The organism is Halocatena marina (genome assembly GCF_023276375.1).
Taxonomy (GTDB): domain Archaea; phylum Halobacteriota; class Halobacteria; order Halobacteriales; family Haloarculaceae; genus Halocatena; species Halocatena marina.
In genome coordinates, this window is sequence record NZ_JALLPK010000004.1 from 89966 (window position 1) to 111852 (window position 21887).

At 51.5% G+C, this 21887-nt stretch carries 16 protein-coding genes; 4 read left to right on the top strand and 12 right to left on the bottom strand.

The window, feature by feature from the left end; translation table 11 throughout:
- Positions 1–46: 46 nt before the first annotated feature.
- Positions 47–253 (top strand): hypothetical protein, encoded by a 207-nt coding sequence (locus tag MW898_RS23245; RefSeq protein WP_248910658.1) that lies wholly within the window; start codon positions 47–49, stop codon positions 251–253.
- A gap of 23 nt (positions 254–276) precedes the next feature.
- Here MW898_RS23245 and MW898_RS23250 read toward each other — a convergent pair whose 3' ends face one another.
- The 7 genes from MW898_RS23250 to MW898_RS23280 form a co-directional block, all read right to left on the bottom strand.
- The gene (locus MW898_RS23250; protein WP_248910659.1) at positions 277–1215 is read right to left on the bottom strand and encodes a glycoside hydrolase family 172 protein; all 939 of its coding nucleotides are present in this window, start codon (positions 1213–1215) and stop codon (positions 277–279) included.
- Positions 1216–1512: 297 nt separating this feature from the next.
- Entirely contained in the window at positions 1513–2889 is a 1377-nt protein-coding gene (locus MW898_RS23255; RefSeq protein ID WP_248910660.1) for a sulfatase family protein, read from the bottom strand.
- A gap of 173 nt (positions 2890–3062) precedes the next feature.
- Positions 3063–4511, bottom strand: a complete 1449-nt coding sequence (locus MW898_RS23260; RefSeq protein WP_248910661.1) for a sulfatase family protein — start codon at positions 4509–4511, stop codon at positions 3063–3065.
- A gap of 411 nt (positions 4512–4922) precedes the next feature.
- A complete protein-coding gene (locus MW898_RS23265; protein ID WP_248910662.1) occupies positions 4923–6191 on the bottom strand; it encodes an AGE family epimerase/isomerase in 1269 nt (422 codons plus the stop codon).
- 308 nt (positions 6192–6499) lie between these two features.
- Positions 6500–7381, bottom strand: coding sequence for an NAD-dependent epimerase/dehydratase family protein (locus tag MW898_RS23270; protein ID WP_248910663.1), 882 nt, complete (start codon positions 7379–7381; stop codon positions 6500–6502).
- Between the two features lie 223 nt (positions 7382–7604).
- Complete coding sequence (locus MW898_RS23275) at positions 7605–8798, bottom strand: glycoside hydrolase family 88 protein (protein WP_248910666.1); 1194 nt, start codon at positions 8796–8798, stop codon at positions 7605–7607.
- 345 nt (positions 8799–9143) lie between these two features.
- Positions 9144–10604, bottom strand: a complete 1461-nt coding sequence (locus tag MW898_RS23280) for a sulfatase-like hydrolase/transferase (RefSeq protein WP_248910669.1) — start codon at positions 10602–10604, stop codon at positions 9144–9146.
- A 274-nt stretch (positions 10605–10878) separates the two neighbouring features.
- Here MW898_RS23280 and MW898_RS23285 point away from each other — a divergent pair, with 274 nt between their 5' ends.
- A complete protein-coding gene (locus MW898_RS23285) occupies positions 10879–11625 on the top strand; it encodes a DUF1961 family protein (RefSeq protein WP_248910670.1) in 747 nt (248 codons plus the stop codon).
- Positions 11626–11706: 81 nt separating this feature from the next.
- Here the strand turns inward: MW898_RS23285 and MW898_RS23290 are convergent, their stop codons facing one another.
- The 5 genes from MW898_RS23290 to MW898_RS23310 form a co-directional block, all read right to left on the bottom strand.
- Entirely contained in the window at positions 11707–12639 is a 933-nt protein-coding gene (locus tag MW898_RS23290; RefSeq protein ID WP_248910672.1) for a formylglycine-generating enzyme family protein, read from the bottom strand.
- Between the two features lie 566 nt (positions 12640–13205).
- On the bottom strand, positions 13206–13823 hold the full coding sequence (gene rdfA / locus MW898_RS23295; RefSeq protein ID WP_248910673.1) for a rod-determining factor RdfA: 618 nt from the start codon (positions 13821–13823) through the stop codon (positions 13206–13208).
- Between the two features lie 239 nt (positions 13824–14062).
- Positions 14063–15262, bottom strand: a complete 1200-nt coding sequence (locus tag MW898_RS23300) for an orc1/cdc6 family replication initiation protein (protein WP_248910674.1) — start codon at positions 15260–15262, stop codon at positions 14063–14065.
- A gap of 1464 nt (positions 15263–16726) precedes the next feature.
- Positions 16727–16972 (bottom strand): hypothetical protein, encoded by a 246-nt coding sequence (locus tag MW898_RS23305; protein ID WP_248910675.1) that lies wholly within the window; start codon positions 16970–16972, stop codon positions 16727–16729.
- A gap of 279 nt (positions 16973–17251) precedes the next feature.
- Positions 17252–17632, bottom strand: a complete 381-nt coding sequence (locus tag MW898_RS23310; protein ID WP_248910676.1) for a pyrimidine dimer DNA glycosylase/endonuclease V — start codon at positions 17630–17632, stop codon at positions 17252–17254.
- Positions 17633–17704: 72 nt separating this feature from the next.
- Here MW898_RS23310 and MW898_RS23315 point away from each other — a divergent pair, with 72 nt between their 5' ends.
- Both MW898_RS23315 and MW898_RS23320 read left to right on the top strand, forming a co-directional pair.
- Positions 17705–18136 carry a DoxX family protein gene (locus MW898_RS23315; protein WP_248910681.1) on the top strand — a complete coding sequence of 144 codons (432 nt, stop codon included), beginning with the start codon at positions 17705–17707 and terminating at the stop codon, positions 18134–18136.
- Positions 18137–19768: 1632 nt separating this feature from the next.
- Positions 19769–21775 carry a bacterio-opsin activator domain-containing protein gene (locus tag MW898_RS23320; RefSeq protein WP_248910682.1) on the top strand — a complete coding sequence of 669 codons (2007 nt, stop codon included), beginning with the start codon at positions 19769–19771 and terminating at the stop codon, positions 21773–21775.
- Positions 21776–21887 lie beyond the last annotated feature (112 nt).

Sequence of the window (21887 nt, forward strand, 5' to 3'; positions counted from 1 at the left end):
TTAATTTCTGGTCAGGCCAGTGTGGAACATCTGAAACCGTGGGTGAGTGGCGCTGCACGCCATCACTGCCGATGATGACTCGATGCCGGAGACTGCCGCCGCTCATTTGGAGACGGTCAACCTCTGTGGTTCTCGGAGCGAATCCTTTCAGGTCGGCCATGACGGCCCGGTGGACGTTTTGGGGTATTCCTACGGCGGTGACGTATACGCGAACCTAGATCAGTCGATACTGTCCCTTCGGAAAATGAAGTAACGGCTGGAGGACCATCCCTCTACCTACCGCGGAACGCGGTCCGCCCGGTCGGGGAACTCTGGGAACTCGGCGTGCGGTTCCTGTTGGTACCAGTACGCCACCCCCGAGACGTCATAGGAGCGTTCGCGGTGACCATCAGAGGACGCGCTGATCTGCTGGACAGTCACTTTGAGGTCCTCGCGGAACCGGATCGGGTCGGGGATATGAAACCGGTACATGCCGTTGTAGGTCTCGTCGCCAGCGTGGGGTCCGTACTCTGGAAGAATATAGCCCAAATACGGCGTCGAGAAGGTGTCGACCTTGTCGCGAGTTTCTCTGTGGGACTCGCCGTCCCAGAAGCAGTGCGACCCTCCGACGTAGTCCTCGGTGCCTGTCCCACAGATCGTTGGGTACTCCTCGTCGCCGTCGATGTAGAACTTGACCTCGCCCTCGCCCCACCAGTGGCGGTCGATAGCCGGCCAGGCAAGGTACGTCCCCACGTAGTGACCGTTGCCTTCGACCCTATCGACGATGGTGAAGTCCTCGGTAGGAGTAGTAGGATTCTCCCTGCGCCACTGTGCGTGGAAGTACGGCGTCTCCGGAGAGACGTCGTTCAGGGCGTAGTCGATCGTGAAGTAGATCAATACGTCCTCGGGATGGTCGTTGTCGATTTCGATTCGGGCGCCCTCGGCGAACGGCATCCGAAAGTAGGAGTTGAACCCCGCGTACGGCACCGTGACGATCGGTTCAGACTCGATCTTATGGAGCATCCCGTGGCCGTTACAGAAGAAGTCTCCCAAGGGGGCCTCGACGGAAGGGTCGTCCTCGGCGTCCCAGTACATTCGGATGGCCAGATCGCGGAGGATCCAATCGCCCGGGGTGTCCTCACCGCGTATCTCACCGATCGTGAGCCAGATGTGCCGGATCACACCCGGGTCGTCGATGTCGGCGATTGTAGTTGTCTCTCCCGCGGGCAGTGTCATCGTCGGACGTCCCTTCCGGCCGGGGCCCAGTTCGCTCTCGGCCTGACCGCCGGCTCCGACTGCTCCATCCGGGTTCTCGGGCGAGATACAACGACTCCGCTCGTCGCGCAATTCGAGCAAGCTATCGAGGCTGTGATTCATTGCTGTGGTTCACCACCGAGACCGACTGAGGTCACCAATAAAGCTTTTCGGGTGGCTCGCTGGCACGTTCTCGTAGTGTGGTCCCAGTTGCGCACCAGCTGGCGGATGCGGGCTCCCAGACAGACTGCCGAAGCGATCGATGACAGTGTGGAGCGGCTATTCCTCTATCAGCGGATCGTCTGCGGTCTCCTGCAATTGACTGAGTTGCGCTTGAAGCTGTTCATATTCGGCGGAATATGAGTCATCATTTGACAAATCGTCCGTTTCAGATTGGTCAGCATCGAGGTCGAACAACTGCGTGTACCCGTCTTCAGTGTAGTATTCGATCAGTTTATACCGTTCTCCTCTCACTGCTCGCATAACATCTTCGTATGCGAGTAGGAGATGATCACGAATTTCAGCATCTGGATTATCGAATGTCGGGACGAGTGTCTCGCCTTCGATTGCGCTGGGCGTGTCGAGACCGGCGAGATCACACAGTGTGGGGTATATGTCGTAGTGGCTGGTTAAATGGTTCCGACGTTCATCGACAGCGATACCTGGACCGACAAGGAGAAGGGGAATATGGACACTGTGCTCATAGAGGTTCTGTTTACCCATGAGACCATGCTGTCCGACTGCAAGCCCGTGGTCGGCAGTAAATGCGATGATTGTGTTCTCACGTTCCCCGATTGTTTCGAGCCTGTTAAGGACGCGCCCGATCTGGGCGTCGAGGTGAGTGATCATTGCATAATAATCTGCGATGTGGCGGCGTAATTTTTCCGGATCCCGGGGATAGTCTTCGAGGTGCTCGTCACGTCCACACCATCCGATGTCGAAGGGATGTTCTGGCTGGAAGTTGCCTGGAATTTGGATGTTGTCCTGGTCGTACATGGCAAGATACTTTCCCGGACACGTCCGCGGATCGTGTGGTGCCATTGTTGCCATATACGCGAAGAACGGTCGTTCGTCCGCAGACTCGTCGTGGTTCTCTAAGAAATTGACCATCGCATTGGCGAACAGTTCACTCGAGTGGGTACCAGAAGCATACTTATCATACTGTTTGTGTCGGGGCCAGATCGAACCATTACCGGAGAATCCGCGATAGGGCTTGGGCTGTGGATACTTCCCCAAAGGGTATCGATCCGTAACCGGGACGTTCCAGTGGTTTCCCATCCCGCCGAAAAAGATGTCCTTCCCTTCGTCGAAACAACGATTGAACGCTTCGTGGCCGTTATGCCACTTTCCGGTGCCGAACGTCCGGTATCCTGCGTTGCCGAATGCTTCCGGAAGCGTCGGATGCTCCTCTGTCATTCCACCCAGGCCCTCTATATTGAATAGTGAATGCCCGCTCATGATCATCGATCGTGCAGGGACACAGACAGCTCCCTGATCAGCGCCCATGTTAAAGTGGTGTGTGAACGAGCATCCTTCGCGGACGAGTGCATCAAGATTGGGCGTCTCGATATGGTCGTTACCTAGTGCGCCGATCGTATCGAACCGCTGGTCGTCGGCGACGATCAGCAAGACATTCGGTTGGTCGTTCTCACTCATCGGAATACTCCTTCAATAATAGCTTCTACACGTTTCAGTACACATGGAGAAAGCAATTCGTCGACCGAATTTCTACCCTGTCCCCCCACGGCGGTACACTTAATATGTCCGTATTTTATACGATATCCATACATGATGCTAATATCGTGAGGCTGTATTATAAAAGTGAACTGCTAACTACGAACGTTCGAGTTACTGTCGGAGTCATCGATTCGAGTTCGGAGTTCGTGTGTGACTTCGGGTCGTTTGTTGGCAATGTTTTCAGTTTCTTGTGAATCCTCTACCAGATCGAAGAGCACACCATCTTGTATATTGGTTGTCTCACCGTTGTTATCGGGCGTCCAGCCGTCGATGTATTTGTAACGACCATCGAAGATCATCCGCCAGTCTCCGAGACCGGACACAACATAGTCGCGGTGCTCCGAGTTCGGATCTTCAAGAAGATGCCGAATTGACCGGCTGCTGGACGTGCTCCGATGTTTCACACCGGCGTAATCGAGGAACGTGTCGTGGAGGTCGAGAATTGTCATTGGTGTATCGTATGGGTCCTGATCTTCAACGTCCGGGCCCGCAATTATTAGGGGGACGCCGACTGACGGCTGGAGCGGGACACTTTTCCCCCAAATACCGTGGTCTCCCAGCATTTCCCCGTGGTCGCTACTGTAGACGACGATAGTATTTTCGAGCTCTCCTCGGGTTGCAAGAACGTCGAGATACTGACCGACCCATTGATCGATGTTTTCGATCATCGCCGCGTAGTTTCGTCGGACTTCCTCATCGTCGGTCACAGAATCGACACCTGAAGAGGTCGGATTGGGAAACTCCACGTCGGGGTTCCGATACCAGTCGTGCATCTCCTCGGTAACGTCGAACGGTGAGTGCGGTCCGGCGAAGTTGACGACCAGATACCATGGACTGTCGTCGGGTGCTTCTTCGAGCAGAGAGAGTCCTTGTCTCCCGATCCAGTTATCAATGTAGGCTTCCTCGGGAAGCGACGTCGGAAAAGCCGCGCAACCGTCGAATTCCCAGCGTGCGTTATAATCTTCAGCATGCTCCACAAGAAGCCCCTGTTCTTGGAGATAAGCGGTGTAGGGTTCGCTCGGCTGAACCGAGTTGGAGATCAGCGCCTCGTACGCGGTTTCCCAGCACTCTTCAATACCCACACCGATACGCGAGGGATGCTCACTCCAATCAGCTGATGTGATGCCGTCTAACTTTCCGGCGTTATCGATGCCGTCGGAGAATCCCCATTTCTTGAGGCTGGTTTGCCCGTCGGCGCCCCATGAATACGAACCTTTGTGCAGATCGAACTTGCCACATCCCATTACGTGGTAGCCTGCTTCGTCGCGCAGACGCTGGAAGTACGTCGTCACCGACGTCGAGAGGGTATCCGCGTTGCCCAGAACGTCACTGCTGTGATATTCATTTCCCGTTGCAAGACATGCCCGAGACGGGGAGCATAACGGTGACGGACAGACTGCGTTCGTGAACCGCACTCCACGAGCGGCCAGCCGGTCGATATTCGGTGTTCGGAGCGGCAACTCTGTATTCGATCCTAACCAGTCGTGCCGGTGCTGATCCGGAAAGAAAAACAACAGATTTGGCCTATCTATCTCCCTCATGCGAGCGGAGATGGAGTGAAACTATATAACAGTTTGGTGATCGATAGATGTACTATTTAGTTTAGAACAGTATTTCAGAAATGTCTAACGTAGCGTTGCTCTACGTCTAACAACATCTGTTGAAATATGTCTCTGCACCATTGAGTCCAGTAATAGTGAACGAACACTCTCTGGCTATCCGTCGCTGGTGAATAGACCTCTTCTGATCAGAAATACTAAATCATCTCCTCGAAGTATTACAGACATAGTGTTGTAAAAGGGCTTATCTCATATTCCCTGGAACAACTATTTTTGTGTAGCATTACTGTCCCACAGATACTCGCTATCAATCAAACAACCGTCAGGACTACCACATACGAGTATAGGACCCCAATGAGTGGTACGCTAAGTACTGTTAGGCTATACAACCACTCAGAGAGATTCGAGCACCTGAATACACTCAAGTATCGCTCGGCCATTGTGATACGCCGCCTTATACTCTGCACCCTTTCGACCGACCGGTTCTTCGTTCTCGTCAATACCGGAGAACCATTCACCACGATCCTGGTCGATTTGGTGTGCGTTGATGAACTCGAAGGTTTTCTCAAAGACAGAAGAATAGCGTTCGTTACCCGTATACGCGTACATTTTCAGGGCGCTCGTCATGCACTCGGCCTGTACCCACCACGCTTTAATGTGGTTCGTGGCAGATTCTCCGAGAGGACCGTAGAAATAGAAGCCACCGTCTTCGTCGTCGTAACCGTACTCCAGAGCGTTGTTGAAGAGGGCCTTGTAGAGATCCACAAACAGCGAGACGGGTATATCCAACACCTCACAGGCCTCCATCGTCAACCAGACGTTTTCCAAGTCGTGACCGTACGAGGCGATTCGAAAGTCCTCACTGTCGAGTTTTGGCACCCAATCAGCTTCGAACTTATCTGTACAAGCTGTCACACCGTGTCGTACAACAGTATTAGTGAGGATATGCAACAGTTCCTGAAGCCGATCACCGCTTTTCTCTGTGCCAATTGTGTCGTGAAACGTCGTGAATCCTTCGAGCAAGTGGAGATGAGTGTTCGTTAGTTTGAGCGTTGGGTCCAAGACGCTGTCTGCTGATTCCTTCGGTGACCAGTCTGGTTCGATCGTTTCAAGGTATGTCCGACCGCTCTCTATTGGCGTCCAGTCCGGTGTAAAGTACTCAACGTACCCGCCGTGTCGTTTATCTTTAGCCTCTGATTCTATCAAATTGAATAGCTTGATAGCACGTTCACGCACTTCTTCCCGTTCGGTAATTCGGTAGTACTCCGAGAGTGCATAAAGACCGAACCCTTGACCGTATAAATGCTTGTTAGGCTTTCTTACCTCCCCATCACGGTTAACCGTCCAGTAGAACCCACCATGGTCATCATCCCACATTTCGTCGTGCAAGAAGTCGTAGCCGAGATCTGCTGCGTCCTTATACTTTCCTTCTCCGTATCCTTCTCGATGGAGACGCGAGAAGAACCAGACCATCCGGGCCTGGGTGACGATCATCTTGTGATCGTTGCCGTTGAAATCTCCATTTCGATCATATCCAAGAATGTACCCACCATATTCATGGTCCAGACATCGTGGATGCCAGAAGTCGAGAATGTTGTCGGTCAGAATGCGCTCCAATTCTGGAAGATACTCTTCTGCTAGTGGATTTGATGACTTGTTCATAACGTCTACGTCATACCTCTTGGTGTGAATATTTAAATCCTGATTATCGCGCCGGATATGCAGGCATGAGTTCGATGAGCGACGACTACTGCAGGATGATTGAACCGCCTTTTCAGGCCTCAAGCACACGCTCGGCGCAGCCATGCGTGCTCGAAGCTGGATATCTTGAATACCGTGAAATGGTGCTCAAATGTACCGATCACAATCTCTGGTGGAGCGTTGGATGTCCGTGGAATCCATCGACGTATACCGTTCCTATATAGCAAACTAAACTGAACTCCGCTGCGCTCACACAGTGACTTCAAGCTCTAGTCCACTTCACGCCACGTATGGTTTGGCGCCCAATCAAGTAGCTTACGAGCTTTGTCGATATCAACGAGCGACTGATGCTCGGATAGCGATTCGCGCAGTTCAGCATCTGGATAGTACCGTCCGGCGACGATATCGCTCGACGCGTCGAGCGTCGTATCGCTTGCCACGGCCCAAAATCGTTCGTGGCCGACAAAATTGGCCTCAAGGGCCTTCCGAGTAACACGCGCTGCGTCGTCAATGTGGATGTAGGTGAACAGTTCGTTCGGTCCACCCATAGCTTCGGAGCCAATTTTCTCTAACGATCGGTCTGCGCTTTTGAAATTGGTTCTCAGTTCTTCTGATGTCGCAATCCACGGGTATCGAATCGTTGAGATTGTCTTCGGAGCGGTATCCTGTCGCCCAAAGCCATCACATGTCACCTCCAGCGAATGCTTACTTATCGCATAGGGATCGCGGGGCGTGACCGGATGTTTCTCGTCGACCGGGAGGTAACGAACGTCAATTGGGTCGTCCTGGTATGCCGCTCCCATTGCGTTGATGCTTGATGCGATACACACCGACTCGAGATTGAGTGCGCTTGCGGCTTCGAGAATGTGATACGTGCTCATCACATTGCTCTCGTAGACTTCATAGCCTGAATTTCTGCCTGGTCCTGGGATCGTCCCAGCATGTACGACAGCATCGGCGTTGCTTTCGACCAATGCACCGTATACGTTGCCTGCATCGAGAAGATCTGTCCGTATATAGGAGTCCGACAGTTCCTCACGGCGCTTTCCTCGAGCTACGTTTACAGTCTCGTAGTTTTTGTTGTCAAGTTCCGCGAGAACTGCTTTCCCGAGCTTGCCGTTCCCACCGGTAACCGCAATCGTCTGTAGCATCTTCTTTGAGCATTCTATGCACGCCAATATAAATATTGATGGCACTTACTCAGTAGCTCGTGTGCAGCACATTGGTGATGGAGAGATGTCTTGCGATTCTATCGTGTCTCAAGCGAGAAGAGAATTGAGTTGTTCAGAGTTGAACAGTCAGCTATCTGAACGGGACGCCCAAGGAAATCCGACGACACCGACAGTAGTCGTAGAAGACAAGAGTGGTTATTTTCTACCAGTATGACTCCCAGTCACGGGTTACTCGCGTCAGCGCCTCGTAGTAATAGTAGTCTCCAAAGATAGCCGCGTTGTTCGGATCATCAGGATCATTGGCGTATTTTGCCTCCCGAAGTAGCGCCTCGGAGTCGGCACCCTTCGTTGTGTAGTTTTGGCCGAGTGAGTCCAACATCGCCAGTGAAGCGTTCAAATACCGCTGGCGATCGGGGTCACCTGCAGGAAGACAGGACGCTAGTTCGATCAGCCCTGACGCCGCGATTGCCGCCGAAGAGCTGTCTCGAATGTGATCTTCTGGGGCGCCAAAGTCCCACCGTGGGACGTGGTCCTCCGGAAGGTTGTTAAGATAGTATTCGGTGACGTTTCGGCCCATCTCTCGGAACGCCTCATTGCCCGAGTAACGATAGGCAAGCGGGAACCCGTACACCGCCCACGCCTGCCCGCGAGCCCAACACGACTCTGAGTCGTAGTTCGCGCCACGTTCAGCACGATGTCTGATCGGTTCTCCCGTCTCGACATCGAACTCGTACACGTGATACGTCGAGTAATCGTCACGGACGAAATGCTCAGCCAGTTGTTCGGCGTGGATATCCGCGATGGTCCGGTAGCGGTCGTAGCCTGTCTCCTCGCTTGCCCAGTACAGGAGCGGGAGGTTCATGATGCTGTCGACGATCGTGCTGCCGTACTCCACGTCATCGGGGTCGCGGTGATCGCCCCACGCTTGGATGATTCCTGGCGCATCGTGAAAGCGGTCGACGAGCCGATCAGTGGCGAACAGACCGACCTGCCGGGCGCGCTCGTTACCAGTGAGGCGGTACTGCGCAACAGCCGACAGTGAGTAGAGGAATCCGATGTCGTGCGTCAACGTTCCCTCCATTATGTGCTCCGTGTTTTCGAGCCGATCCTCGTAGGCGTCGAGGTGACCTTCAGCGACTTCACGATATTTCTCGTCGCCAGTGTGCTCGTAGGCGAGCCAGAGCATCCCTGTCCAGAACGACGGCGTCCAGTCAGTCACGTCCCACTCGTCATAGTCCATCTCTGGGCCGGTCGCCGACGAGGGGAACGACGTCCGGTATTTGTCGATATTGTTATCGATACGCTCGAGAACGAACTCACATCGTTCTTCGAAATCTGGGACATCGAGATCTGGTCGCTCCGAGTATGACTGCTGCTGTTCACGCTGTGAAGCCATACTACGGTAGTTGGAAACACTGTTGAAATAACTGTCGATCTTACAATCGGAAACACCTGACCAGTTGGTGGTCGGCCCTCTCTAATGTCCAGACTGATGTCGTGGTCCTCACCGAAAACGGGTTCTGCGTAGCGAGTCGTACTGTTTTGCTCTCTTTTTGCTTCGGAATCAAATAACTACGGTGTCGATACTACTCTGCTGGTAGTAGTCAACCGTCTATCCGGACACGACTGCAAACTCGCTGTCGAGTATTTACTACCCATCGAAGGACGCAATATCAGAATATTCTTGAAAAACATTATTTTGGCCACAATCGCCGACCCCTGCGACTCTTCCGTTGCTCGCTTATCCCGGGTGAGTCGGGTCCGATACGTCACGCCACGCCCTATTCGCCCACGCTTGACCGTGGAACGGATCATTAGTAGTGCTCATCTCCGTGAGCAGTCGGTCGTGGAGTTCGTCCCGGCGCTGTGCGTACTCTTCGTTATCGATACGGTTGTGAAGCTCTTCGGGGTCATCGTTCAAATCGTACAGTTCATCGGATTCGAGAAGGTTTAGCGATAGTTTGGAGCCATCTGCAGTAACGAGTGTCCGTACCGGATAGAAACCATCGCCGTCAGTTCGCGCTCGGCCGTAACCATTGTGCTCTATCAGCGCGAACTCACGATGGTCACGTGTTGGATCGCTAGCTACGTTGCAGAAACTGCTCCCGTGACAAAAGTCAGGTATCGACACATTTGCCAGATCCATTAGCGTGGGAAAGAGGTCAATTTGTGAAACGAGTGCCTCTGTGGCGTTTCCGGCCGCGAGAGAGGGTCCGCTCATGACAAGTGGGACGTTGGTCACTTCGTCGTACAATGCGAAGTGTTTGAGGTCAAGCCCGTGGGCGCCCAGATAGTGGCCGTGATCCGATGTGACTGCAACGACTGTCTCGTCGGTGTCCACCGCATCAAACACGCGTCCCATCTCATCATCAACGAATTCGATGCAGCCGAAGTAGAGTGGTCTGTAAATTCCGCCGTTCTCGACAGCATCCTGGATGGAGTTCATGAAGCAATTTCCGGTCTCGTAGGCCGCAGCGTACTGCTGTTGCCGACGTGGCTTCCCATGATCGGCAAGCTCCTCGGGTGTCTCGAAATTCGACGGCAGTGGATACCGCTGATCACGGTATCTGTCACAGAAGGGCGGTGGACTGAGGCTCGGTTCGTGAGGTTCATCGTAGTTCACCGCAAGAAAGAACGGACGGTCGTCGTCACTCGCGTCCTCGATAAACGCGAGTGCGTGGTCAGTGATGTTTCCTGCCCAAGTGTCCTCACGGGAGATGTTCCGCTCATGGATTTCATCGATATCATTCTCCGAGACGCGCGTCCGCATCCCCGAACGATACCAGTCCCACAACTCCTCGCCGATATCGTCGCGATAGTTCGCCGCGTCATACCAGTACTCCTCTTCGTATCCTGGTGCGGCTTTTCCATCACCCATGTAGTCGCCGTCCAAGTGCCACTTCCCGACGTAGGCCGTCCGATAACCCGCGTCACGGAACTGTTCACCCATCGTTGGAACGCCTTCGTATAGTTGTAGTCCGTTCGTCCACGCACCAGACGAGTGTGGGTACCTTCCAGTATAGATTCCGGCCCGTGAGGGGGCACACACCGGTGCGGTCACGTAGTTCTGGTCGAATCGAACGCCTTCGTCGGCTAAGCTATCCAGATTTGGCGTGTCGACAAAATCGGCATCGCCGGTCGAGACACCGCTCCAGTTCTGTGAATCTGTAGTGACGACTACAATGTTCGGATGGTCGGACATAAACTGTGATGTCAGTCTCGGAGTTTAAACATACCGATCTCTTGATTTTGTTCCTGGTTAGACAGGATCCGCTATCTCCTCCTTACCGGTTCGCTGTCCGTCACGACGACCAGATTAGCTAGTACCAGTAGCTCTCAATTGTTATAGCCACATTTCTGTGTCTCGGGATCAGCGGGCCTGAATGGGTTGTGAACGTCTCCTCCTTCGACTCTTTCTTAACCGTATCTCCCCATATTACTGAGAGTTAAGTACTAGCCGGTTCACTGAGGGGATGATGTTAGAAGATCGATCGAGCTTCGAGAATCAAGAGCTGTTATACGAAAATCCGCTCCAGTCTGAGGCGGACACCGAAGACTTTGTCATTGAGGGTGAGGGACTTGCGTCGTTTCCCCGAGACCGGTTACGCCTCGAGAGCCGTTATGGCTATCCCAGCAACGAAGACGTCTATCCGCATTTCCTCTGCTGGTGTCCCGAGACGTTTCCGGATGAGATCGCGGTTTCATGGGATTTCTACCCCATCCGCGAACCCGGCCTAGCGATGTTCTGGTTCGCCGCACGTGGTCAGAATGGTGAACATGTCCTCGATGACAGTCTGTCCGAGCGAAACGGACGGTACGGCGAAGACTACGGTGACAGCGACATCAACGCGCTTCACACATCTTACTTCCGTCGGAATACCGACGTCAAGACATCGAATATGTCGGAAGAGAGGTTCGGATATTACGAACGGGAGTTTCAAACGGTCAATCTCCGCAAGAGCAAGGGACTCAATCCGGTAATGTGGGGCGGCGACCCAATCCCAGGTGTCGCACAGGCGAACCCGCCGTACCGCATTCGGGTCGTCAAATATGGCCCAGACGTCGTATTCTCGGTCGAGGATCTTGAAGTCTACCGGTGGTCAGATGACGGAGAGACACACGGTCCGGTGCTTGAGGGCGGAAGTATCGGATTCCGCCAAATGGCGCCGTTGATTGCCGAATACGCTGACCTCAAGGTCCACAGTGTCGAAAAAGTCGAGTGAGTTGGTGATTGCTTGACCGTTGTACGGGACTCCCCAATCAGGTAGTTCTGAGGTGGCTCACTACCCACGGGAAGTGGGCTTTCAGCCTCCCGATTCGACGTCCGCGACACACCGAAAGCCGATATTACTTGTCGAACTGTCCGGCGTATTTTTTGACCGAGCAGCAACTCGATATCGGTTACACCAGGACCGATGACAGAGATGCGATCCACCTTTCATTACACGCGAATCTCCATCCGGTGGACCTGCGGGATTGTCAGAGTCATAGGCATCTGTCGTGTGGTACTCTGCGGAGAACCAGTCAGAACACCACTCCCATACGTTTCCAACCACGTTGTACAGCCCAAATCCGTTAGGCTCGTACTCATTTACAGGAGCAGTCTGTTCGTATCCGTCGTCCCCCGTATTGTTTTTTGGAAAGTCTCCTTGCCAGATGTTACATCTGTGTTCGTTATCTGGCTGGAGGTCATTTCCCCATGGATAAGTTGCGTCCTCAAGTCCCCCTCTGGCCGCATATTCCCACTCCGCCTCAGTAGGCAATCGTTTTCCTGCCCACTCAGCGTATGCCGTAGCGTCATTCCATGATACATGTGTGACCGGATGCTTTAGCCGGTCGTCTTCGAGGACATTCGAATTCGGTCCCTCGGGACGGAGCCAGTTAGCACCTCTGACGGCAACCCACCACGAGGCTGCATCAACCTTCTCAAAGACGTGTTTTTCGTCAACTTCATCGACAAAATCCTGGAACACGAATGACCAACCGAACTGCTCTGCGTCTGTTGTGTACCCTGTTTCTTTAACAAACCGGAAGAACTCTGCATTCGTGACAGCATATTTGTCAATTAGGAAGGGGTCTACTTTGACCTCTCGTACTGGGCCCTCTCCATCTTCCGGGAACCCAATATCATCGTCTGCCCCTATTTTAAAAGATGAAGCATCTAATTTTACCATCTGTTTGATTCGAGAGGATTGATGAATTCCCTGAGATCCACTCCCTCGACCAGATTCTGTCATGGAAACAGGCTCCTCTTGAGAAGAATTGGTTGAATCTTTGCGTGAAGCAGCGCAACACGGGTGGTCTTCTGTCATGGCTTGTCCTTCAAGCAGCCATGTTATTAGATGTAACTGTAGCTGGCATGCGGACGGAAGTGAGTCAATCTTTCAAACGTGTTTTTGTAATGATCAAGTAATCGCTGTTCCGAACGTCACAGGATTGTTTCGGTGGCAATATTTCTGCATAGATTTACTGAGAGACACGCCTGTTCACAATTACTAAAAAACACGCTTGTTCCCAAGCAGTGTTTCTCATGGTCGTCTTTGACTATCGTGCAGTCTGCTCTCGGTTAGGAACGAATCGTTGGAGTGACTACCCGAACCTAGATCGAAAAGTGGGTACATGTTGAGAATGAGGGTCGAACGCTTCCACAATTCATGAGTAGGCAGTTGGCTGAGCGTCCGCTAGTGACGTGCGCTGTTTGTTTACTACTGTACGTTCAACGACCGCATCAAGCGCTCGACAGACGACCTTCAGATCGGGAAAGTATCGAGACTGGACATAGAAGATCGTTATATTTTACCACTCACTCTTGATGAGCGCAGTTACAGCCCCCACCGTCGAGCAACTCCTCGACAGTGTATGATTCACCGCAGGTATTACAGAGCACGCGGACATCGACGAGTACATCAAAGTCACCAAGGGTAATGCGTCCAGTATTATCGAGGTTTTTGAGCGTCGTATCAGTGACTGCACTAGTTCTCGATCCCATCCGCTGTATTATTTCTGCTCCTTTCTCAATCGGATCAGCTCTGTCTACGTTCGACTCATAATTCACATCACGATGCTTTGTTAGATAAGTGTGTATTGTTTGATGTGTGACGAAATCCTTTTTGAGTTCTTCGACATCGATCCCGTCACGAGCAAGTGCATTCTTTGTCTCGGTTTGTACGCCACTACTGACAGCCTCGTCAGTTAATAGTCGGTAGATATTCTCAACCTCGCCGTTGAGCGGTGACGCGTTCGCTTGATCCAATGCACTACTCAGTACAGTTCGGTTGAACAAATCTGCAAGCTCGCGGAGACTATATTGATCATCATCGTCGCCTACCCAATACGCTTCAAGCTGGTTGCCCATCCCCGTCAGCTCATACTTACTAATAATTCGTTGAACTTTGGTCTGAGTTCCCGAACTATCACTCATGATCCAATATGGGGTTCGTACTGTGCTTGACTGTTTCGGAGACTGACGGCATTATTCAGAGGATTATCGCGTCTTTGAGTAGCAACTTTCACTGTGATCTCGTGCTGGGGAGTATTCTGATTGTCACTCCTGATTATCACTCAAAAACACCACAATCCGTCGCTGATATGATCATCACTGCTGGCACGTCTGGACGGTCGGGATTCACTACACTTTTCTTCTGTTCCTGTTGTAGAAGGCTACGGTTCCTGTTCTGCTGCAATCTCTTCTCGGGCCGTGAAGACGGCGTCGGCATCCATCGCAAGTTCGTACTCATAATACGCACCGCCCGCCCGCCCATCGTTTCGCTCTGTTCGGCTGAGGAAGCCAAGCATTTCGAGTTCAGAGAGATGATCTTGCACGCTGCGCAGTGATGAAAGCGGGTCGGTTCCCCAGTGAGCAGCAACCCGTTCATACGTACTCTGGATAGACTTAGACCGAACAGGCGTTTCATCACTTGACTCAAGCCGAGCGACAGCTTCAAGGATCAGTTGAGCATGCGGTGTTTGATCACGGATCTTATTACGGACGCGTCCGCGCTGGACTCGGGTTTCAGCGGAGTGGATATGGTCGTCAGTAACCACCTCATCGTTTCGATCTTCAGCGAGATCGCCGCCCGTGCTAAGGAGATCAAGTGCTTGACGGGCACTTCCCGTGTCCTGAGCGGCTTTCGCAGCGCAGAGAGAGATAGCACTTTGGGTATAGGCGTCATCTACAAACGCTTTCTCTGCTCGGTGCATTAGGATGGTCCGAAGCTCGTTGGCGTCGTACGGTGAAAACGAGAGTTCTTTCTCCATCAACGTTCCTTTAACCTTCGGGCTGAGACTGTCTCGGAATCGATAGTTGTTGCTGATTCCAATAACACCAATCCTTGCGTGGGTGAGATTACCGTTCGATCTCGCACGGGGGAGTTCATAGAGGAGAGAGTTGACTTTTGCAAGATGATCAATCTCGTCAAGGACGAGCAGGAACGTCCCGCCTCGTTCGTCAAGAGTAGTGTAGAACGCTTCGAGGGCGTCACCTGTTGAGAGCCCTTTCTTGGGGAAGTTGGGTTCGCTATCATCGCGCAGAGTATTAATGAATGCGCGAAGTGTACCATAAGCGGAGTCGTTGTTACAGTTGTGAAAGAGAACATAGAGATCATCAGTTTCGTCGCGACTATCGACCTGCTTCTGGAGGGCTTTCATCATGTATCTGGTGACGGCAGTCTTTCCGACACCGGTCTTACCATAGATGAATATATTGGATGGATTGCGTCCAAAAAGAACGTCTTTGAGAGCGTTTCTGTATGCGTTAATTTCGTCTTCTCGTTCGAGAATGGTCTCTGGGGCGTAGTCTTCCTCAAGAACATGCTTGTCCTCGAAGAGCTGATTGGTCATCCCCTCGAATGGGTCGTTCATGGCAGTTTTTCAGCTGAGAGAGGTATTGTATACCAGACTTAAATAACTACTGTTCGTCTGTTTCGCTTGTTCTAGTTCTTTAAGTAGTACACACACAGTACGTTTCGTCTGTTTCTCGGTGAAACCACACCACTAGACACCAACAAACAGTATATTGCCGCAACCAAAACAATCAATACAGTATACTAGGCCACCAAAGCTGATTGTAGCTAGTGTTCAAACTGAATGTTTGGGCTTGGTTTTCTTCTTAGTATCTGAACGAAGTGAGAGGGAAAACGGTGCTGTTGTTGTGGTTTGTTCAGTTGTCTACGGACCTATGGAAACGAAACTCAAGCTTGCGTGGATTAGGGGTAGAATGTCATGGATACACAAAATCCTTGATGGTCCAAATTTCACAGAAGGATATCCATTGGGAATCACACCTGACAAACATCCCTACAGAGCCAAACAGACGAAACGTACCGTCTCTCTATGTTGATCTGGCATCACCCTGTTTCACGAGAACAGACGAAACGTACCGTCTCTCTATGTTGGTCTGGCATCACCCTGTTTCACGAGAACAGACGAAACGTACTGTCTCTCTATGTTGATCTGGTAGCACCCTATCTCACGAGAACAGACGAAATGTACTGTCTCTCTATGTTGGTCTGGCATCACCCTATCTCACGAGAACAGACGAAATGTACTGTCTCTCTATGTTGGTCTGGCATCACCCTATCTCACGAGAACAGACGAAACGTACTGTCTCTCTATGTTGATCTGGTATCACCCTATCTCACGAGAACAGACGAAACGTACCGTCCCTCTATGTTGATCTGGTATCACCCTATCTCACGAGAACAGACGAAATGTACTGTCTCTCTATGTTGGTCTGGCATCACCCTATCTCACGAGAACAGACGAAACGTACCGTCCCTCTATGTTGGTCTGGGCGACATCAAACGAGTCTGTACACAGGAGTCTAGCCTCAAAGTACAACAGAGATGATTGACGCAAAGCTCCTCATGAACACCGGATGTACGAGCTTCTGAAAGAACAGACGTTTCTGGAAGCTAAATCAACGCGTACTGGTGGTGAACGGGGGCAAGGTAGCTATCTTAAGGATCGGCTAGTTCCAGACACTGAAATCGTCTTCAAGCCAGTGCTTCGAAGTGGTCAATTCGAGAATTGGTATGACATTTTCTCATCAGAAAGGCAGGAATTCTTTTGATTTTTACATATCTACCAGTCCACACTCAACGCCGCATCCTCATCGGTAACAGTTATTCCATTTTCTTTCATGTTGGATGGGGAACGTACGTCTCCGGTATCAAGCACATCAAACCTGACTCGGGTACGCTGCCGACAATGACTGTGGGATGGGATAGATCTCCGAATTTAGATGTTTGAGTAGATTAACGTCACCGACTGCGATGTGCCTGCCAATGATTACCACCCGAGGCGTGATGCATCACTGTGCGGTAATCAAACCGAGATTGGAGGCTCCCGAATGCCTTTTGCGTGGCCGCTGATAGCGATTTCTGTCGCAGCGTGCGACAAGCGATCGAAGTACACCGATTGGCCGCTACCACACACCCATTTCCATCCAGCAGTATAGTCGACCATCACCTCGATGGTTGTGGGGCGGCCACTTCCATAGAGTACCGATCTTGTTTTGTATCGAGCGGGAAAGAACGATCTCACCGCTGCTGTCTCATGGTCCGTACTCATTCCTTCACAAATATTCCACTCTCATATCGACGCGAGTATATTTTTATAAATACAATTGTAATTGGGTCTTGTATTTGTGAACAATACTAGTACGAGTACGAACGCAGCCCCACGTTACTTACTCAACAGCTACAGTCTTCACTATGACCGGATCAGCCGCTAAGCCGAGAGACCATCCACACCAGATCATGCTCAGTATATGTTATTATTCAAATTTGTATATCGGTCTCATTCCCATCGTCACAGGATGACCTCACCACGTTTTGAGCTCCTTCGAGATCATCTCGAATTGACTTCTCCTGAATAACTACGGTAGCTATTGAGGTTTTTCTGATAATTGTCATTACAATCGGCACACCGATCCACTAGATCTGCAAGGTTGTGACTCACGTCTATCGATCCAACGCCGAAGGAAGGACCTTCGTATTCGAGCGGCGAATCGTGATTGAATCCACGTTGTTCCATCTCCTCGGCGAGTTCCTCGTGTCGCTCCTCCAGTCGACTCGTGTCAATGTTACCTTTCTCTGCATGACCGCCAGCAATGGCTTCGCCGTGAGGGTGATTTAGAATGGTCCCAACGAGTTGGTGGTGTTCTGCGTGTTCACCACGAAGATGTTCATCACAGAGGATCTCTGTCGGTACGCACCACATTCGCGTCATCTATCTTTGCTAGGAAAGCCATCCTTAGATTCCTACCGATTTTTTATAGACAACCCATCCTCTACTACGGATATGAGCGACGATATCGCCACCATCTTGAGCCGGCTCAAACAACCGCTTGTCTATGTAATGGGCGTCTTCTACACTGTCGCAGGAGTACTACATTTCGTCTTTCCGACGGCCTATGCTCGGGTTGTTCCACCGTTATTCCCTAAACCTCATCTTCTCGTCTATCTTTCCGGAATTGCGGAGATCGGCCTTGGACTCGGTGTGATGATCCAGCGGACACGCCGGTGGTCCGCGTGGGGGCTCATCGCACTCCTCGTTGCAGTTTTTCCAGCGAACATCCATATGGCGACCAGTGACATGGCAACGAATTTGGTTCCCGACTGGGCCACTGGTATCGCGCAGGGGGCAATGTGGGCACGACTTCCGTTTCAAGGGGTTCTGATACTCTGGGCATGGTGGTATACGCGTTCAGAGTCTGAATCTTCTGCGTGCTAAGGGGGATTGGCACGATTGTTACTGGATATTTCATCTTGAAATGTTGGTTAATGACCAAATTCTCGGAGGAAATCTATGCAGTAGGAGTCCTACGTCTCTCCATACCAGTCTAGTACTACCGGGTCTCAGGTGAACAGGTGAAATGTACTGTGCTCCCCATCACTCCATTCGCACACCAGCAGAAACAAAGAACACAGAGGTCAACGAAGTGTCGTAAATAATAATACCCACGGGACGCGCGAGATGGGATTTCATTCGATAGATTGTGTCTGATCTCACTGATTGCGCTGTTGGCGTTCTCCGTCGGCCAGCTCAGTGTCGATGAGTGCTTGCTGTTCCTTCCGGATTCCCATTCATGAGGTATTCGTTCTGCACAATGCGGTGTGTGTAGCTGTCGAGAACGTCACCCGTCATCATCTTGTGGATTCATGCCATCCTCGCCGGCTTACTCGCCACACCTTTAGTTGCCGTCTATCTATCGGTCGTATCATATTATCGGTTTAAATTATCTGATTATTGAAGTTTTATAGAGTATTACGATTGGTTGGGTCATCCGTACCTATCTCAAACAATCAAACAAACCCTTTACGTTCGTGATAGGTCAGCATCAGCGTGTTGCTGACGATCCAAAGAAGGATCAGAGGACAGTCTTACAGTCTTCACTTCAGAATAAGTAATAATTATGATATTTCTATGCAATTGTAACAATCCGAAGATGACGGGTAAGAGATTTTTTCGACGGCCACGGGGGGCAGAATCGAGAACGCGGCTAGTGTACTGGACATCAAAGGATCATCTCTTGTTTGAGGAACTTACGATTTCCGCCATCGTTGAGCGCCGAGAGTATTCAAGTCAGGACAGATGGGTCGTGGTCATCGAGAAGACGTACAGCCAGTGCACAAAACGATTCGATTGAAACGCGGCTTTATTCAGAAGATACTTTGCATGCGTGACGATGCATTCCAGACACTCGAAGAGTGAGTGCCGGCACCGGGAACCGACCCCGATCGCAAGCAGACTGATCGACGCGCTCGGTGTCACGATTGAAGATGCTCAGTACAACGTGTGAGCTCTGGTTTGGTGAAGTCGAGATGGACTTATGCGTGCTTCTTCTCGCGACACGTCGGCGGATCGCGGTTTTCACCATGCCTTATGTAACACGAGGTGGACCGATGGCAGCCAAGTGCTACATAAGGTTAGTTTCATCAGTGCTCTGTGCCGATCGAGGTGAGTACTATCCTCGCTAATGGTGCAACAGCTACTGAAAAATTCAGAAGAGGAATACGATTTGGCGTTCGTCCGCATCACCTCGAAAACGATCTCGGATGAGACGGAACCCAAAATGGGGTGATTCGCGGGATATCAACGGACGACTAATGCTCGTGACAAAGCAAGCGTGGCTTCTGGCGTCTTCATCATCGGTTCGATCTCGTATCGAGACGCCTAGTCATAACGGCGTGCCCCCTCGGTGTCATCGAGATGGCGTAGTTGTAGCGATAGTCGGATCAGCACGGCGGGCACCTCATCAGTCGTAGTAAGGTTGCTGATGAGTAGATACTTGGGAACCACATGAGTAACGTCAGTATAGAGAATATACAAGCTGTATGAGTGGATATCTACATAAGTGATACCATGATACCTACCAACGAAGGGTCACCATCTCTATCGACAGTTCAGGTACTTATCATTGACACAAGGAGCGATGCCTTTGATGAATTTATAGCGTATCTCGAACGTGAGTACGAAATACGGACGACGACGGTTTATGATACGAACCGTATTTCAGAATATGATGATGTAGATTGTGTCATCGGATCACCGTTCCTCACTGAACATAGTGATAACAAATCACTCGAAACACAGATAGCAGATACGGCCGTGCCGACTATCCTTTTCTACGAGGACGAAACAACGGCGTCACAGATGCTGACCGCTGGAGCAGACCGCTGCATTCGATACAATGGACGACAAATAGAAGCGCAAGCGGCCCATGTCGCTGCTACGCTCCGTCAAGAACTCAGACATCAACGGACAAGACGAGCTCTCAGAAACGAAATCGAGTTCATTCACCATTCGTTTGATGCTCATAATGACATCTTGTTTGCGATAGATTTAGACGGAAATCTTATATTCTGGAATAAAAAGCTCAATGAAATAACTGGCTATCCGGACGCGGAGATCTACGAGATGTCTCCAGCTGACTTTATCACGATGGATTGTGCGGAACCACTTTCAGCGGCGATTAGCCGAGCGATTTCGAACGATTGCGTAAAGAAGCAAGTCACACTCATTACGAAAGACGATAACAAAATCCCCTATGAATTTGTGGGAACGCTACTTGAGGATGATAGCGATAACGTCATCGGGATCTGGGTTACTGGACGGGACATTACCGACAGAGAACGACGTGAGCGCATGCTCGAAGACCAATCTGAGCGTCTTAGTGTACTAAAACGTCTCAATGAGATCATTCGAGATACACATCAGACCCTTGTCCGTGCCTCAACCCGTGAGGAGATAGAACAGGCAGTCTGTGCCAATCTCGTAAGCGAGAACGCCTACCGCTTCGCATGGATTGGTGAACAGCGTGCGGTCGATGAGGATGTCGAGCCACGCGAGTGGGCCGGTCTCGAAGATAATGGTCTTGACGATCGATCAGATCCTGACGAACGAAGTAAAGAGAGAGTGACGGCCGAGACCATCATCGAAACGAGCAGAATGCGGGTCGCTCGATCCACTGCTGATTCATCAACAGTCGTATCGTGGCAGGAGACAGCCCTCGAACCCGAATATCAGTCGACGATCGCAATTCCACTCGTCTACCGTGAAACTACGCACGGCGTGTTGTGTCTCCACTCATCTTGGTCGAATTCGTTCGATGAGACCGAACGCACGGTACTCAAAGAACTCGGAGAGACGATAGGATACGCGTTCAGCGCTGCAGAGTGCCGCCGTGCGCTCGTTTCCGATGCTGTCATCGAGCTTGAGTTCATTCTTCGAGACCGTTCGATTTTCACACTCGACCTTACGGCACGAACGGAGTGTCGCGTCACTCTTGACGGCATTGTTGAACGCTCCGATGGGATGCTCGCTGAGTTCGTCACCGTCACAGGGGTGGACCCGGAGACCGTGCTCGACATTGCGGAAGAACGGGAGGAGATGGATATCGCGCTGATAAGTGAACACAATGGTGAGAGCGTCTTCCGACTGATCTCCGAGTCGTCGAGCACTGTCTCACTCGCAGATCAGGGTGGTATCATCCGCGAGGGCGTTGCCGAAGACGGTGAGGGACACCTCGTGTTCGAACTCCCCCAAGGTGCTGATGTACACGCGCTCGTCGACGCAATACAAAACCTCTATTCAGAGACAGAACTGGTTGCCCAACGCACGCGCGAGCGAACAAGCACCCGTGGTGCTGAGTTCCGGGCCACGTTTGACGATACACTCACTGACCGACAAAGGCAAACACTCAAAACGGCCTACTTCTCAGGATATTTCGAATGGCCGCGCGAGAGTACGGGTGATGAGATTGCGGCCTCATTCGATATCTCCGGTCCCACATTTCACGAGCATCTCCGCGCAGGCCAGCGAAAGCTCCTCAGAGCTTTCATCGAGCACGGACCGGAGACCAGACGATAAATCCATACGAATCGCGTAGACGATTCTGGGTAGCCTATCTGATTAGGCTCTCGATTTTTAGTTGTCGGATTGTTGTGTAATGATACACGACACCCCTACGACAGGGGTGTTC